Here is a 14,359-nt window from a genome sequence, read left to right as displayed (position 1 = left end):
GTTTGCCACAATATTGAATTAAGCTTGTGGTTCAGTTACTGTTTCCTTTTTCTTATTTTTATTCATCCAGAAAATTCCAAAAGCTGTCAGGGCTATAAATAGTCCGAAACAAATAAGGGAAATCCATTTTCCTTTTTCAATGACTTCAGGTTCAAACACCATTCTGATATGATGGTTTCCTGCAGGAACGTGTACGGCACGAAGTAAATAATCTGCTTTGATATAAGGGACTTCTTTTTCATCAACCAGAACCTTCCAGCCATGAGGATAGTAAACTTCAGAGAACACAGCCAATTGCGGTGTTCTGGATTGAGATTTAAACTCCAGTTCATTAGGCTGGTATTTTGTAAGATTGATAAATGCTGTAGAATCTGCCTGAACAGGTTTATTGTCGAAATAAGATTTGTCTGAACTGGCAATAACGGCAGTTTTTTTATTGTCAATATCCCCAATAGATTTGATTTCTTCATTGGGTGTATCTGCAAATTTCAGGTCACTTACAAACCACGCATTTCCGTTGGCATTTGGATTAGGCACAGCCTGAGGTTCTGCGGGGCCTCCAAAAATCATATACTTAGCATTAAGCATATTCAGAATTTTAGGAGTCTTTACACTGTCTATGTTCGACAGGTATTCATTAAGAATGTCATCATATCTTCTTAACTTTACTGCATGATAACCACCAATAGATGCTTTAAAATAAGAAGTATTTGTCTCACTTGTTACGCCTAAAGTCTGGTTATAAATTCTATAATGGCTCTTATCTTTTTCAGCAATTGTTTCCAGTGTTTTGTTGACATTCACATTATCAAGAATAGAGGATAAGCTCGGGTTTGCCTGAACTTTTTCAGCCAGTAAATCTGAAGTTTCTGTCTGGAAAGGATTTTCAGCAAAGACTTTGTCTACATAATTTTCATCATTCAGATAACGCTTATTCACAGTCCATAAGTCGAATAAACTTACTAAACCAATCACTACCAAAGCAATATTCTGATTCAGCTTTTTCTTTAAACTGAAAAATAAAACGGCTGCAGTAATAGCTACATAAATAAAGGCTTTAACAGCATCTGTTCTGAACAGTTTATATCTTTCATCCACAAGATAATCAAGTAGGAAAGGAGGGAAATAGGTTCTTTCACCTTCTGTAGCGAATCCTAATAATGATTTTCCGAAGACCAAAAGAATCAATACGAATCCTAATGTTCCACCACTTACGTAAAGAAGTGTTTTTTGTTTGTATTCTTCAGTAAGCTTTTCATCGGTGAAGAATCTGTACAGCCCAAGGATGGCTATCAGTGGGAATAACAATTCTACAACAACAAGGATTGAAGAAGGTGCTCTGAATTTATTGTAAAACGGAACATAGTCAATAAAGAAATCGGATAATGGCATAAAGTTACTTCCCCATGCCAGTAAAACAGTAAGTATCGAAGCTCCTAAAATCCAGTAACGGTATTTTTTTCGGGCAATGAAAAACCCAAAAAGGGCAAGAAAACATACAATAGCTCCCTGGTATGCCGGTCCCGAAGTTCCGGGTTGGTCACCCCAGTATGTCATGCCACTGAAACCTTTTGATATTCTGTCCATTTCAGCTTGTGAGCTTACATTTTCCTGAACAAGCTCCTGAACTTTGTTCATCATTTCCTTAGCTTCCGGCTCCTGGCTTCCGCCACCCATCAGCCTTGGAATGAAAAGATTTAACGTTTCCAGTTTACCATAGCTCCACATCAGCATGCTTTCCTTATCCATTCCGGATTTTCCTGAAGTATGGCTGTCATTCGTTAAAATCTGCTTTCCACGAACCGTTTCTTTTACATATTCAGAATTGGCAAGGATTCTTTGAGAATTCATTCCAACTCCAATAATGCATGATACCGCAATAATTCCCGAAGAAATAAGAAAATGCTTCATCTGTGTTTTCTTCAGGATCACTCTGGTCAGTTCAGAAAGGAATAAAAATCCTAACGCAATGAACAGGTAGTATGTCATCTGTGGGTGGTTTGCTGCAATCTGAAGACCCATAAAAAGGGTTGTCACAATGAATCCCCAGATATATTGTTTCCGGATATAAACCAATAGGATTCCAGCTAAAAGTGGCGCGAAATATTCAATGGTATTTACTTTACCATTATGCCCCGCAGCAATGATAATATAAAAATAGGTAGAAAGGCCAAAGAAAGTAGCCCCTAGCAGAGCATATTTCCAGTTTTTGACCACTACCATACCCAGAAGGAAAAAGCCTGCAAAAAGCAGAAACAGATAATTAACCGGCCTTGGCAGGAAATTCAGATTGCTGTCAATTTTCTTGATAATATCACCTTTAAACTGGCTACCCATCTGATAAGTGGGCATTCCTCCAAACATGGAGTCACTCCAGTAGGTTTCATTTCCTGTGTTGGCTCTATAGTCGAGCAGTTCTTTTGCTCCCCCTCTGTACTGTATGATGTCATGCTGGAAAAGCTGTTTTCCCGTAAAGACAGGGGTGGAATATAAAAATGCTAAAACTATAAATACAACTAATGAAATAGCAATATAAATTAAGTTTTTATTTTTCGCCATGCTGGTTATTATCTTTTTTCTTGGAATTTTTACCTTTTATCATTATTCTGTTTCACCTCTTCATAGTCTACGGTTTCCGCATCCCACTTAAGGTTTTGCTTATTCTCTTTATTCGAGTCATGGATATCCTGCTGCCTGTTATTCTGATTACTGTTATTGTTGAACCTATAACCGTAAAACGTCTTAAAAAATATCCTTTTCAGAATATTCCAGACAAAGAAAATAATGATAGCAGAGAGTACCAGCTCAAGAATGTACTTCATAATACAATATATTTAAGATTCTAAAGTTCAAAGTTGTTTGTCGATACTTATTTTAATAATCAAAATAAAACTCTCAAATTCTCAGACTCTTCAACCTCAAACTCTTTTACTTTAATTATTTTGCTGAAGGATTTACCATGACAGAAGATTTTGAAACACTTTTCATAGACTGAGACTGTTTTCCGTCTGTAATAGATTCTATCTGTGTAGTTTCCACATTGATATTCTGGTTGGTAATCCACCCTGTATTTTCATCAAATTTAATAGTACCGGTCTGTACCAGTTCACTGCTTAAGCTATGAGTAATAGGCCCCTGAGCTTTCTTTTCTGTTTTCTTAGGAATCCCTCCGGTAACACCAATTTCAGCACTTCCGTTTCCTAAGCTTTTTAAAACATAGTTTGAAGTTACTTTAACTGTCCCGCTTGCATCAGCGTTTTCAGAAGTGGTCCATTTTTCACCGATCTTCACTCCCTTTTTAGGAATAATCGTCAGGTTTTTATTGAACTGATCTTTCAGTACTTTTTCATTGAAAGTTTCTTTAAGACTTGCTACAACGCTTGCTTTCTGATTCGCATCTTTGATAAGAGTTCCTACAGAAGCAGATACTTTGTTGTACACAGCATCAAAACCTGTGATGGATATCACATTACCTTTTGTATCCATTTTCATAGCAAGCTTATTTCCGGTAAGCGCCCTGTTGATATTCCAGATCATTTTAAGATCATCTTCTTTAGGAATAGGAAGCTTGGTATCTACAACAATAGTTTTTCCCTGTGCAGACTGAGAACTTCTTTTAGCTACAAGGTTAAGGGTCATATCATACACATTTCCTTTGATATCATTGACTGTAAAATTCATTTCATCCGTAGATTCACTGGTCGCTGTAATAGACTTTCCAGTAGGATCTGTCATGGTCTTTACATCTCTCTGATACGTTGTAAGAGGATATGTTTTTCCTTTTTCAAGCTTAAAAGTTTGCTTAATGATCCCTGCAGAATCTCTGATCGCCGGGTTCTCCGCTACTTTAGCTACAGAATCAGCAGGAACTTCTACAGTAACGGTTTTTCCCGTTTTAGGATCTACTTTCGTTACAGTAGCTGTTTCTTTTTTACACGATACAAGAGCTATGGATGAGATAAGCGCTAATGCTGCTATATTTTTCATTTTCTGATTTTTTAATGTTGGTTATAGAACTGAATTATTTCAAAATTTTCTGTCTTACCGCTTCATACAGAATAGCACCACATGCGACAGAAACATTTAGAGATTGTGTTTTTCCTTCAATAGGAAGTTTTATTTTTTCATCCGAATGATGAAGTACTTCTTTAGAAATTCCGGTTTCCTCATTTCCCATTACAATAGCACAAGGTTCTGAGAAGTTAACATCATAAATTAACTTTTGTGCTTTTTCACTGGCAGCAAATACCGTGATTCCGCTTTGCTGTAAAAAGTCTACGGCATGGGCCAGATTATTTTCTTTACAGATTTTAATGTTATAAATGGCTCCTGCAGAAGTTTTTATCGCATCAGAATTGATTGGAGCACCTCCTTTTTCCGGAATAATGATCGCATCGATACCCACACATTCTGCAGTTCTGCAGATGGCCCCAAAGTTTCTTACATCGGTAAGTCTGTCCAGGATCAATAAGAAAGGTGTTTTTCCTTCTTCAAATAATTGAGGAACAATATCTTCTACTTTATAAAACGGAACATCCGAAATAAAAGCAACCACACCCTGGTGGTTTTTTCTCGTAAAGCGGTTCAGTTTTTCAACCGGAACATAATTGGGACGGATTTTATTTTTTGCTAAAGCAGCTTTCAATTCAGCATAAATAGGACCCTGAAGTGCATTTTGCACAAAGATCTTGTCAATGGTTTTTCCTGCTTCAATAGCTTCTATTACTGGACGAAGTCCAAAAATAAAATCGTCTTTTTTGTTGTCGTTTGTCAAAATTTATTTTTTCTATTGTTAAATCTAATCAAGGTAGGGAGGCTCTTCTACAGTTTTGTAGTAAAACAACATCCGGGATTACATGAATTTTATTTTCCTCCGGATGAATTCCCTGATTTTTACTCATTAACCCTTCTGAAGGCTCATCAGTTTTATTTTTTTGCCAAAAATAAGAACTGTGGTAGCTCTTATTCATCAGAGGGTAATTGTTTAATATTTTTCACCCAAAATAGCTCTTTTCTGAGCCATTGCATATCCGTAATGTAAGCTTTCATGCATGTTATTAAAGATAATGGCATCCTGAATACTTTTTAAATCCATTCCGAAACTGGTTGTATAGGGCGTGTAATCTGAAAAGAAATCACTGTCATAATCTTTCATTAAGATCTTTGACGTTTCAGTAAGCAGGAACTCCAAATCTTCCACTTCTGATTTCTGGACATTAAGATTAGGTAAAGTCCCTTTTTTATAAGTTTCAATCCAGTATTTATCAATACGGAAAGGGTTTCCACTCAGATAATAGTGCAGCAGCTGCTGGGTGGCAACTGTGTGTACAATATTCCAATATATATTGTTGTTGAAGCCATCCGGAATCAGCAGAAGATCTTCATGAGAAGTGTTCTGCAGGATGTCCAGAAGGTTTCTTCTTACCTGTCTGTGTGCTTGAAAATGATAATTCATTTTGCCGTTTTTTTAATCTCCAAAAATAGTTTAATAAACTGGAAATGACAATTTTTTGAATGGGGATTAGAGTTAAAGTTTTTTAACTATTCAAAAAAAGAACTAATTATGATTATATTCTTGCGCTTTTTTCTATAATAACAGCGTTTTAAGCCTTTTAATTTTCCTTTTTTAAACGACAGGGCTTTTTGAAATGTAAAACAAGATAGTTATAAAAAACCTCTTCAGGATATTTTCCAAAGAGGCTTTTGTATGGTTGAATTTAAATACCTTGAAGGGATATTATTGGTTTTATTTCTTGATAATCTTGTGTTTAAAAGCCGTCCCATCTTTCAGTACAATATTCAAAAAGTAAACTCCTGTACTGTAGCCGGAAAGATCTACCTTGTTTTCCCGGTACGTTTCAGATAATTTTCTTCCCTCTATACTGAAGACTGAGATAGAAGCGACAGCAGTCTCTGATTTGATGGTTACAAAATCAGAGGTGGGGTTGGGGTATATACTGACATCTATTGTTTTAATATCCTTAACGTTTAACGTAGTGTTGCTCTTACCCTGCATATAGACAGACAGGTATACATCTCCCTGCTGCTGATTGAAAACAGCTGTTGGGATGGTGTGTTTAAGAGTATGATTTCCTGCGGTCATATTAGCTAGGCTGAATCCGCGTATAGGAACGGCATTGCCCGGGCACCAGTTATTCCAGGAAGTCCATTCTGCAAGCGTTTTGGGAGTAGCGCCATAGATTCCGTTACCCTGTGTGTTGTATACTCTGTAGGGTTCACACGAAATTCCCCCGGGAGTATAGGTGAGTACCTGTACATCATCTACATAGGTGTAGTTTTGTCTTCTTATATATTCCTCACCACCGCTGTTGGCGCCATGTGGAGTAGAGATCACAAAGAAGCGGGCATTGGTAACCGGGTCTGGCAAGTTAAAATTTACAATTCTTACGGTTTCACCGGCAACATCTGTACTGTTATAATTATTAAGCCTGTTATAGCTCAGAATAGGAGCAAGGGTATTATAGTCTGTAGCTGTCGCCCCGTTATCTGTTGAAAAGAAAGTAAGAGTTCCCGTAAATACATCATTCCTGCCTGAGCATCCCGGAACTTCATTGTTTGCTGCATAAGGCACACCAAAGACATCCAGTTCCATGTATATATTATAGGTATTTCGCAGGGTAGCGTCGTGAAATATACTGTACAGGTTGCTCACATCATAAGTATAGGGAACTTCCAGAGGAGAGCGGTTTTTGTTCATAAAAGGAGTAATGTATCTCCCTGCCTCAATCCTTTTTACATTAGCATCATTTATTGTATAAGTAGCCTGGTCTTTAGGTACCAATGCTAAAAACACTTCTCCCAGGCGGTCATAATTATCACACAATGCACCTATGGTGACTCTCATGGCAATCTTTGCCTTAAAAGAGTCCATTTCTGCATCTGTAAGCTTTCTTGTATATCTGGCATTGTTCAGTCTGATCAACCCGTTAGGAACAGGAGCGGATACTGTAGCAGCATAGCCGTCATAAAACACTGCCTGAGAAATCACATTGGTTACTGTCGTGGTTTGTGATTTAAAAAGACTGGCAAACAGAAGACTGACAAAAAATAGATTTTTAGACATGTGATTGGTATTTGATACAAATGTATTAAAATATGTACTTAAAAAACGCTTTATTGTCTTTGTTTTTAAATTAAATAGCTTTTTGTTGTTAATAGTGTAAAAAAAACAAATAGAAGAAAGCATTTTCAAATGAAAGATGTAAATGAATTTTATTAAATGATTGTATTTGTCATTAAAGTTGAAATTTTATTATTAAATTAGCATCGTATTCACTGATAATTTTATTAATGATGAAGAAAAATTTACTTTTATTTTTATTATTGACAGTCTTGATTTTTAAAGCTCAGATCAATTTAAATATCGGAAGCACCAATGTGGGCACAGCGCCTGTCAGCAGTTTTTTTTCCTATTCTTATGTGCAGCAGATTTATCCTAAACAGGAATTGAATGCGACTGCTGCAGGAACTATTACAGGAGTTGCATTCTATGTGGATCCGTCTGCCGGTATTTCTGACTCTTCGAATTGGACGGTTTATCTTGGGCATACTCCGAAAACAGCATTTACTTCCGGCGCAGACTGGATTCCCTCCTCACAACTTACTCAGGTATTTGCAGGTACGGTAACGAAGAATAATGGTAAAGTGGAGATTGCTTTTACTACACCATTTGCCTATAATAATACAGATAATTTAGTGGTGGCAGCAAGAGAAAATGCGCCAAGCATTGATATTAATAATTTTGATGAAGTTTTCCGTGTGTATCCATATATTCCAAATTCTACCCTTTATTATAAAGGAGACCAGGCAGTTATTGATCCTGCATCTCCACCCGGTGGAATAAGAGCGGATTATAAATCAGCAATAACAATTGCCGGGCTGACGGCCAAGTCTACTCCTGCCTGTCCTTTTATACTCTATCCTGCAAACAATGCTCAGTTTATTTCTTTATCTCCTACTGTTAGCTGGCAGCCGGTGATTGGAGCTACGTCTTACAAAGTTTCCTTAGGGACGAGTCCCGGAGGTACAGATATTATCAACCAGCAGGTTGTGACTGCTGCCAACTTTAATCTTTCACCATCAATTGTTCTTACGAGAGATACCAGTTATTATTTAAAAGTAACAGCTGTTTCGGCCAATGGTGAATCTTCCGGCTGTACAGATAATGTTTTTAAAACCATTCCTCCAATACCGGTAAATGATGTCTGTTCCGGAGCTTTGCTGGCATCTGCTTTTCCTTATTCCTATACACAGAGTGATGGAATGTCCTCTACCAATAATGCCGGATTTATAATGGCATGCCCTAACGATGGAATGAACGATGGACTGTGGTTCAAATTTACGGGAGACGGCGGCCAATTTACCATTAAAGTGGCTCCTGCAACCATTTCTTTCGATCCCAAAATAGGAGTATATAAAGGATCGTGTAACAGCTTGACTTGTGTGGGTACAAAAGATAATGGCGGTGGCGGTAGTTCGGAAACTATTACTATTACTACCACGGCAGGAACAGAATATTATATCAATGTGGGATCTTACGAGGATGCGGAAGATAAGCCGGAAGATGTGTTTATCATTACCATCACAAAGCTTTGATATGCTGAGAAATTGGTAGCAGATTTGTAATTTAATATAATAAAAATGTTGTGGTAAAAATGCCACAACATTTTTTATAGGAAGCTGGTGAAAATGCTGTATTCCTAGCAGGAAAATCAAAGATACACCCGGTGGAGCTTCCGTGTGAATCGGCAGTATGTGTAAGAAACTCAGTTCGTATTACCCTGAATCCCTTGTTCATCCCGGAATATTTAACAAACTTTAACTCAATAATGGCATTGATTGTGTTGATTAATGCAAGTATTTATCAGAAATTTACCACCTATTTTAAATCAAGCTATGTCAGATACATTTCAAGCAGAAGATATTCGTCAGTTGACGGAAAAAGTAAAAGAAAAAAACTATTTATTTTCTCTTCTGAGACAGGAAATCAACAAAGTTATTATTGGGCAGGAATACATGATAGACCGCCTTTTGGTAGGGCTTTTGGGAAATGGTCACGTGCTTCTTGAGGGAGTTCCGGGACTGGCCAAAACTTTAGCGATAAAAACATTGGCGGATGCTGTTCATGGCGAATTCTCAAGGATTCAGTTTACACCGGATCTGCTTCCCGCAGATGTGGTGGGAACAATGATCTTTAATATCAAAGACAATGATTTTTCTATAAAAAAAGGTCCTGTATTCGCTAATTTTGTACTAGCGGATGAGATCAACCGTGCGCCGGCCAAAGTACAGTCTGCCCTGCTGGAAGTGATGCAGGAAAAACAGGTAACTATTGGTGATGAAACAATGAAGCTTCCCAAGCCGTTTTTAGTACTGGCTACTCAAAACCCTATTGATCAGGAAGGAACTTACCTGTTGCCGGAAGCACAGAGTGACCGTTTTATGCTGAAGTGTACCATAGATTATCCATCTTTTGAAGATGAAAGAAAAGTAATGAGAATGGTTTCCACTTCACATCAGCCTACTGTGAATCCGGTCATTTCTCTTCAGGATATCGTAGATGCCAAAGAATTGATCAACCAGATTTATCTGGATGAGAAAATTGAAAAATATATCCTGGATATGGTGTTTGCAACCCGATATCCGGAAAATTACGGACTTTCCGAACTTAAAAATTATATCAGCTTCGGAGCTTCTCCAAGAGCATCTATTAACCTTGCGATTGCTTCAAGAGCTTATGCATTCTTAAAAGGAAGAGCTTTTGTTATTCCTGAAGATGTAAAAGCATTGGCCAAAGATGTGCTGAGACACAGAATGGGCTTAACTTTTGAAGCGGAAGCAGAAGAAATTTCAACAGAAGAGATCATCAACAGAATTTTAGCAAAAATCCAGGCGCCATAATGAGTGATGTTGTAATCAGAAAAGCCGTTCAGGAAGATTGTGCTTCAATGCTTGACTTAATTAAGGAACTTGCGGAATACGAAAAAGCATTACATGAAGTAACGGTAACATTAGATCAGTTTACTGAAGATGGCTTTGGGCCGTCTCCGGTCTGGGGTGCCTTTGTTGCTGAAATGAACGGTAAAATTGTAGGAATTTCGTTGTATTACGACAGATATTCAACCTGGAAAGGAAGGAGGCTGTATCTTGAAGATTTGGTAGTAACCGAAAGAATGAGAGGAATGCAGATTGGGAAAAAATTATTTGATGCAACACTGGAACATGGAAAATTAAATGATTACAGCGGAATGGTATTCCAGGTCCTAAGCTGGAATGAACCAGCCATCAATTTCTACAAAAAATACAGTCCGAAATTTGATGATGAATGGCTTAATGTGTCCATTGAATTGAAAGATTAGAAGATGAATATGGGAAAAAGAATAGTGTAAATACGCTATACAAATCCCTGTAAATTATTAAACCTTACATCAGCGTATGCAGATAAAAGATATTGTAAAAAAAGTAAAGCAGATAGAAATCCGTACCAGAAAAAAGACGGAAGCTGCTTTGATGGGGCAATATCACAGTGCTTTTAAAGGGCAGGGGATGACTTTTTCGGAAGTCCGTCCCTATCAGTTTGGAGATGAAATAAGAAGAATCGACTGGAATAAAACAGCACGTTTCCGCGAACCGTTTGTAAAAGTAATGGAGGAGGAAAGAGAGCTTACGATGATGATTCTCGTAGATATTTCCGCTTCAATGGATTATGGAACAAAGACTCAGCTGAAAAGGGAATATGTTGCCGAAATCGCAGCCAGCTTAGGGTTTTCAGCCGCAGGAAATAATGATAAAGTGGGACTGATTCTGTTTGCTGACAAAGTATATAAAGTAATTCCACCACAGAAGGGGAGAAAACATATTCTTTCTATTATCAGCAATATCTTGACGGCCGATTATGTTGCTGCTGAGTCTAAAATAGACAAAGCACTGGAATATATGATGGGAATTTTTAAAAGAAAATCTCTGGTATTCCTGTTTTCAGATTTTGAGGATGAATATGATTCTAAAATGCTGAGGGTAGCCTCAAAAAAACATCAGCTGCTGGGAATGAGGATCTATGATGAAAAGGATAATGAAATTCCTGATGTAGGATATACACTGTTACATGATGTAGAAACAGGAAAACAAATATGGGCCAATACTTCCAGCGCCAGATGGCGATATACTTTTGCGGAAGCTCAAAAACAGAAGTTAAGAGCCCTGGAAGAGGATTTTTCCAACAGCTCGGCCAGCTTTATGAATATCAATACAGGTTCAGATTATTCAAAATTACTGTATAGCTATTTCCAGAAAAAATAGTACGGTAACCGATAGATAGAATTAGAAATAAAACACTAGGCACCAGCCTGAATTTATTATTTGAAAATTGAAAAAAATACTATTAATATTATCTTTTTTTATCTGTGTCAATACTTTTTCACAGATATTGTCTTCCAATATAGAGAAGAAAACTATTGCGTTAGGTGAAGTCAATCATTTTGTTATTAAAATTGACAATATTCACGACCAGCAGGTGATCTCTGCAGCCAAAAATGAGTTGCTGCCTTTTCATTTTGAAGAAACAAAAGACAGCATCGGACAAAATGCCAATTTATATGAGAGGAAAATAGAGTTTGCTGTTTTTGAAGAAGGGAAATTTACGATTCCTGAGCTGGAATTTAAAGTGGGTGATAAAATACTGAAAACTATTCCTTATGAGATCGATGTCATTAATACCGCTCAAAAAGCTGATCAGATTAATGATATCATGAAGAATAAAGAAGTTAAACTTGATGCAAAAGATTATTGGGAGCTCTATAAATTCTATATTCTGGCAGCTTTAGCAGCTATTGCTTTGATTGTGGCTATTATCATGATCGTAAAATGGGGAAGAAAATCCAAGAGTTCACCGGCTGTAGCGACCAACCAAACATTAAAAGAACTGGATTCTCTTAAAAAGAAAAAATATATTGAAGGAGGTAATTTCCGTTCATTCTACGTAGAACTGATCGATATTTCCAGAACCTTTATAGCCAAACAATATCACCTTCCTGCAGATGTACTTCTTACCGATGACCTTATTGAGGTCATAAAAAAGAATAATACCATTTCTCAGGATAACGAAAAAATAATAGAAGATGTTTTCTTAAGGGGAGACCTTGTGAAATTTGCGAAAACCTTTCCTGATAAAGAAACCATGGAAAATGATTTTGCCAATATCAGGGATTTTGTAAAAAGATCATCGAAAGATTTAGAATTTGAAAACTTAAGAAAGGATGTTTAATTTTGAGTTTTACAGTCCGTGGTTCTTACTGCTTTTTCTACTGTTTATTCCACTTTTTATTAAAGATGCCGGAAGACAGAAAAGGAAAGGGATAAAAGTCCCTACCGTTAAAAATATGGATTCCAGCGGTGGTATTCAGGCTGTTCTTTTTGTCTTGAAAATATCGAAGTACATCATTCTTGCTGCACTGATTATTGCTATGGCGAGACCCAGAACCTTTACAGTCTCCCAGGATAGAGATGATACAAAAGGTGTAGATATTATGCTGTCTATAGATGTTTCTCTCAGTATGCTGGCGAAGGATTTAAGCCCGGACCGTATTACAGCACTGAAGGATATTGCCGTAAAATTTGTTCAGAAACGTCCCAATGACCGGATAGGAGTTGTAGCTTACGCTGCAGAGGCTTTTACAAAAGTGCCTGTCACTTCAGATCATCAGGTTGTCATTGATGAGATTAAAAATCTTAATTCAGCAGGGCTGGAGCCGGGAACGGCTATTGGCGAAGGTCTTTCTGTAGCCGTCAACCATTTGATTAAAAGCAAAGCGAAAAGTAAAGTAATTATCCTGATGACAGATGGGGTCAGTAATATTCAGAATGCTATTCCGCCACAGATTGCTGCCGAACTGGCTAAAAGTAATCATATAAAGGTGTATTCCATAGGAATCGGGACCAATGGATACGCACTGATGCCTACATCACAGGATATCTTTGGGGATCTTGTATTTACCGAGACGGAAGTTGCCATTGATGAGAATACCCTGAGGGAAGTGGCTCAGAATACAGGAGGGAAATATTTCAGGGCTACGTCAAACAGCAGTCTTGAAGAAATATATGATGAGATCAATCAATTGGAGAAATCTGATGTAAAGGTTTCCAAGCTCTACAATTACGAAGAATATTTTAAGATCTTTCTGTGGATTGCGTTGGGAATGCTGGTATTGGATGCATTGTTGAGATGGGTGTTTTATAAAATTTTAAGCTGATGAGTTGGTCTTTAGGAAATTATTGGTATTTATTTTTGCTGTTGCTTCTGCCGCTGTTAGCTATCTTTTTGATCCGTTTTTTGAGATGGAAAAATAAAAAGAGAGAAATTTTTGCTGACAGCCAGTTTCATGATCATTTATTTGAAAAACAATCGGGATTTATAAAAATTTTTCCTGCCTTATATTTATTAGGAACTCTATTTTTGATATTTTCAATCATTGATCTTCTTAATGGCTCAGAGGAAGTGAAAAGCAGCCAGAAGTTAAACAATGTGATTTTTATGCTTGATGTTTCGAATTCAATGAATGCCGAAGATATAGACCCAAGCCGTCTTGCTGAAGCTAAAAATCTGATGCTGGGTACTATGCAGAAGATGAAAAATGACAAAGTTGGTATTGTGATTTTTGCGGGACAGGCTATGTCTATCATGCCTCTGACTACAGATTATAATTCTGCCGAAACCTATATCAGCGGAATTGAAACCAACTCCATGCAGATCCAGGGAACCGATTTTTTGAACGGAATGCAGGCTGCTGTAGATAAGTTTAAAAATGTAAGCAAAGGCTCCAGAAAGGTTATATTGCTCAGTGATGGTGAAGATAATGAAGGGAATGACAATGCTGCCATTAGGTTAGCCAATAAAGAGGGGATAAGTATTACTTCTGTAGGCGTTGGAACCGACGAGGGAGCGCCGGTTCCTGAATATGTTTACGGGCAGTTAATGGGATATAAAACAGATGTGAACGGAGGAACTGTCATTTCAAAAAGACAGACAGACGCTCTAAAAAAGATGGCTGAATCTACCGGAGGAAGTTATATAGACGGAAATAACATCAATGAAGCGCCAAACAGAATTATTGATGCCGTCAATAAAAAATCTTCAGGATCCGAAACCATAGTGAAGTCACAGAATGCCAACCATTACTATCAGTATTTTCTGGGAGTATCCATCTTATTTTTCCTTTTAATTTTTCTTTTTAATCCTAAAAAAGATTTCAATGTCTAATCTTCTTAGAAGAGAACCTTATTTTAAAGGCCACTTTAACCGAATTTTAACAAATAAACTCCTGTTTCTTAACATTTAAAGGAA

Annotated in this window: 13 protein-coding genes; 7 read left to right on the top strand and 6 right to left on the bottom strand. The window is 37.3% G+C overall.

The genetic code is table 11. The features are described from left to right. Positions 1–18 precede the first annotated feature (18 nt). The 6 genes from MP478_RS05935 to MP478_RS05910 form a co-directional block, all read right to left on the bottom strand. Positions 19–2,559 (bottom strand): YfhO family protein, encoded by a 2,541-nt coding sequence (locus MP478_RS05935; protein ID WP_257199891.1) that lies wholly within the window; start codon positions 2,557–2,559, stop codon positions 19–21. A gap of 29 nt (positions 2,560–2,588) precedes the next feature. Further along, positions 2,589–2,822: a hypothetical protein gene (locus tag MP478_RS05930; RefSeq protein WP_257192080.1), complete on the bottom strand. Its 234-nt coding sequence runs from the start codon at positions 2,820–2,822 to the stop codon at positions 2,589–2,591. Positions 2,823–2,937: 115 nt separating this feature from the next. Continuing rightward, a complete protein-coding gene (locus MP478_RS05925; RefSeq protein WP_230041024.1) occupies positions 2,938–3,987 on the bottom strand; it encodes a DUF6263 family protein in 1,050 nt (349 codons plus the stop codon). A 34-nt stretch (positions 3,988–4,021) separates the two neighbouring features. Continuing rightward, positions 4,022–4,774, bottom strand: a complete 753-nt coding sequence (gene rlmB, locus MP478_RS05920; protein WP_306552801.1) for a 23S rRNA (guanosine(2251)-2'-O)-methyltransferase RlmB — start codon at positions 4,772–4,774, stop codon at positions 4,022–4,024. A gap of 210 nt (positions 4,775–4,984) precedes the next feature. Then, a complete protein-coding gene (locus MP478_RS05915; protein WP_230041023.1) occupies positions 4,985–5,455 on the bottom strand; it encodes a DinB family protein in 471 nt (156 codons plus the stop codon). 291 nt (positions 5,456–5,746) lie between these two features. Beyond that, positions 5,747–7,084, bottom strand: coding sequence for a peptide-N-glycosidase F-related protein (locus tag MP478_RS05910; RefSeq protein WP_257192088.1), 1,338 nt, complete (start codon positions 7,082–7,084; stop codon positions 5,747–5,749). Between the two features lie 227 nt (positions 7,085–7,311). Between MP478_RS05910 and MP478_RS05905 the strand changes: the two genes are divergently transcribed. From MP478_RS05905 to MP478_RS05875, 7 genes are all read left to right on the top strand, one after another. Further along, a complete protein-coding gene (locus MP478_RS05905; protein WP_257199890.1) occupies positions 7,312–8,616 on the top strand; it encodes a hypothetical protein in 1,305 nt (434 codons plus the stop codon). A gap of 300 nt (positions 8,617–8,916) precedes the next feature. Continuing rightward, entirely contained in the window at positions 8,917–9,921 is a 1,005-nt protein-coding gene (locus tag MP478_RS05900; RefSeq protein ID WP_230041018.1) for a MoxR family ATPase, read from the top strand. Continuing rightward, positions 9,921–10,379: a GNAT family N-acetyltransferase gene (locus MP478_RS05895; protein WP_257199889.1), complete on the top strand. Its 459-nt coding sequence runs from the start codon at positions 9,921–9,923 to the stop codon at positions 10,377–10,379. Before MP478_RS05900 ends, MP478_RS05895 begins: the two co-directional genes overlap by 1 nt. A gap of 76 nt (positions 10,380–10,455) precedes the next feature. Continuing rightward, positions 10,456–11,319 carry a DUF58 domain-containing protein gene (locus tag MP478_RS05890; protein WP_257199888.1) on the top strand — a complete coding sequence of 288 codons (864 nt, stop codon included), beginning with the start codon at positions 10,456–10,458 and terminating at the stop codon, positions 11,317–11,319. A gap of 67 nt (positions 11,320–11,386) precedes the next feature. Beyond that, on the top strand, positions 11,387–12,283 hold the full coding sequence (locus tag MP478_RS05885) for a BatD family protein (protein WP_257199887.1): 897 nt from the start codon (positions 11,387–11,389) through the stop codon (positions 12,281–12,283). Continuing rightward, complete coding sequence (locus MP478_RS05880; RefSeq protein WP_257199886.1) at positions 12,276–13,268, top strand: VWA domain-containing protein; 993 nt, start codon at positions 12,276–12,278, stop codon at positions 13,266–13,268. Before MP478_RS05885 ends, MP478_RS05880 begins: the two co-directional genes overlap by 8 nt. Then, positions 13,268–14,275, top strand: a complete 1,008-nt coding sequence (locus MP478_RS05875) for a VWA domain-containing protein (RefSeq protein ID WP_230041013.1) — start codon at positions 13,268–13,270, stop codon at positions 14,273–14,275. Before MP478_RS05880 ends, MP478_RS05875 begins: the two co-directional genes overlap by 1 nt. Positions 14,276–14,359 lie beyond the last annotated feature (84 nt).

The sequence above is a fragment of the Chryseobacterium sp. WG14 genome (genome assembly GCF_024586945.1).
Taxonomy (GTDB): Bacteria; Bacteroidota; Bacteroidia; order Flavobacteriales; family Weeksellaceae; genus Chryseobacterium.
The sequence above is the reverse complement of the archived record's forward strand: the minus strand, read 5'-3'. Positions and strand labels throughout refer to the sequence as shown.

Excerpts from the sequence above, each read along its gene's own strand:
- MP478_RS05900 (WP_230041018.1), top strand. The coding sequence starts at position 8,917 with ATGTCAGATACATTTCAAGCAGAAGATATTCGTCAGTTGACGGAAAAA.
- MP478_RS05895 (WP_257199889.1), top strand. The coding sequence starts at position 9,921 with ATGAGTGATGTTGTAATCAGAAAAGCCGTTCAGGAAGATTGTGCTTCA.
- MP478_RS05930 (WP_257192080.1), bottom strand. The coding sequence starts at position 2,822 with ATGAAGTACATTCTTGAGCTGGTACTCTCTGCTATCATTATTTTCTTT.
- MP478_RS05915 (WP_230041023.1), bottom strand. The coding sequence starts at position 5,455 with ATGAATTATCATTTTCAAGCACACAGACAGGTAAGAAGAAACCTTCTG.
- MP478_RS05935 (WP_257199891.1), bottom strand. The coding sequence starts at position 2,559 with ATGGCGAAAAATAAAAACTTAATTTATATTGCTATTTCATTAGTTGTA.
- MP478_RS05890 (WP_257199888.1), top strand. The coding sequence starts at position 10,456 with ATGCAGATAAAAGATATTGTAAAAAAAGTAAAGCAGATAGAAATCCGT.
- MP478_RS05905 (WP_257199890.1), top strand. The coding sequence starts at position 7,312 with ATGATGAAGAAAAATTTACTTTTATTTTTATTATTGACAGTCTTGATT.
- MP478_RS05925 (WP_230041024.1), bottom strand. The coding sequence starts at position 3,987 with ATGAAAAATATAGCAGCATTAGCGCTTATCTCATCCATAGCTCTTGTA.
- MP478_RS05880 (WP_257199886.1), top strand. The coding sequence starts at position 12,276 with ATGTTTAATTTTGAGTTTTACAGTCCGTGGTTCTTACTGCTTTTTCTA.
- MP478_RS05875 (WP_230041013.1), top strand. The coding sequence starts at position 13,268 with ATGAGTTGGTCTTTAGGAAATTATTGGTATTTATTTTTGCTGTTGCTT.
- MP478_RS05910 (WP_257192088.1), bottom strand. The coding sequence starts at position 7,084 with ATGTCTAAAAATCTATTTTTTGTCAGTCTTCTGTTTGCCAGTCTTTTT.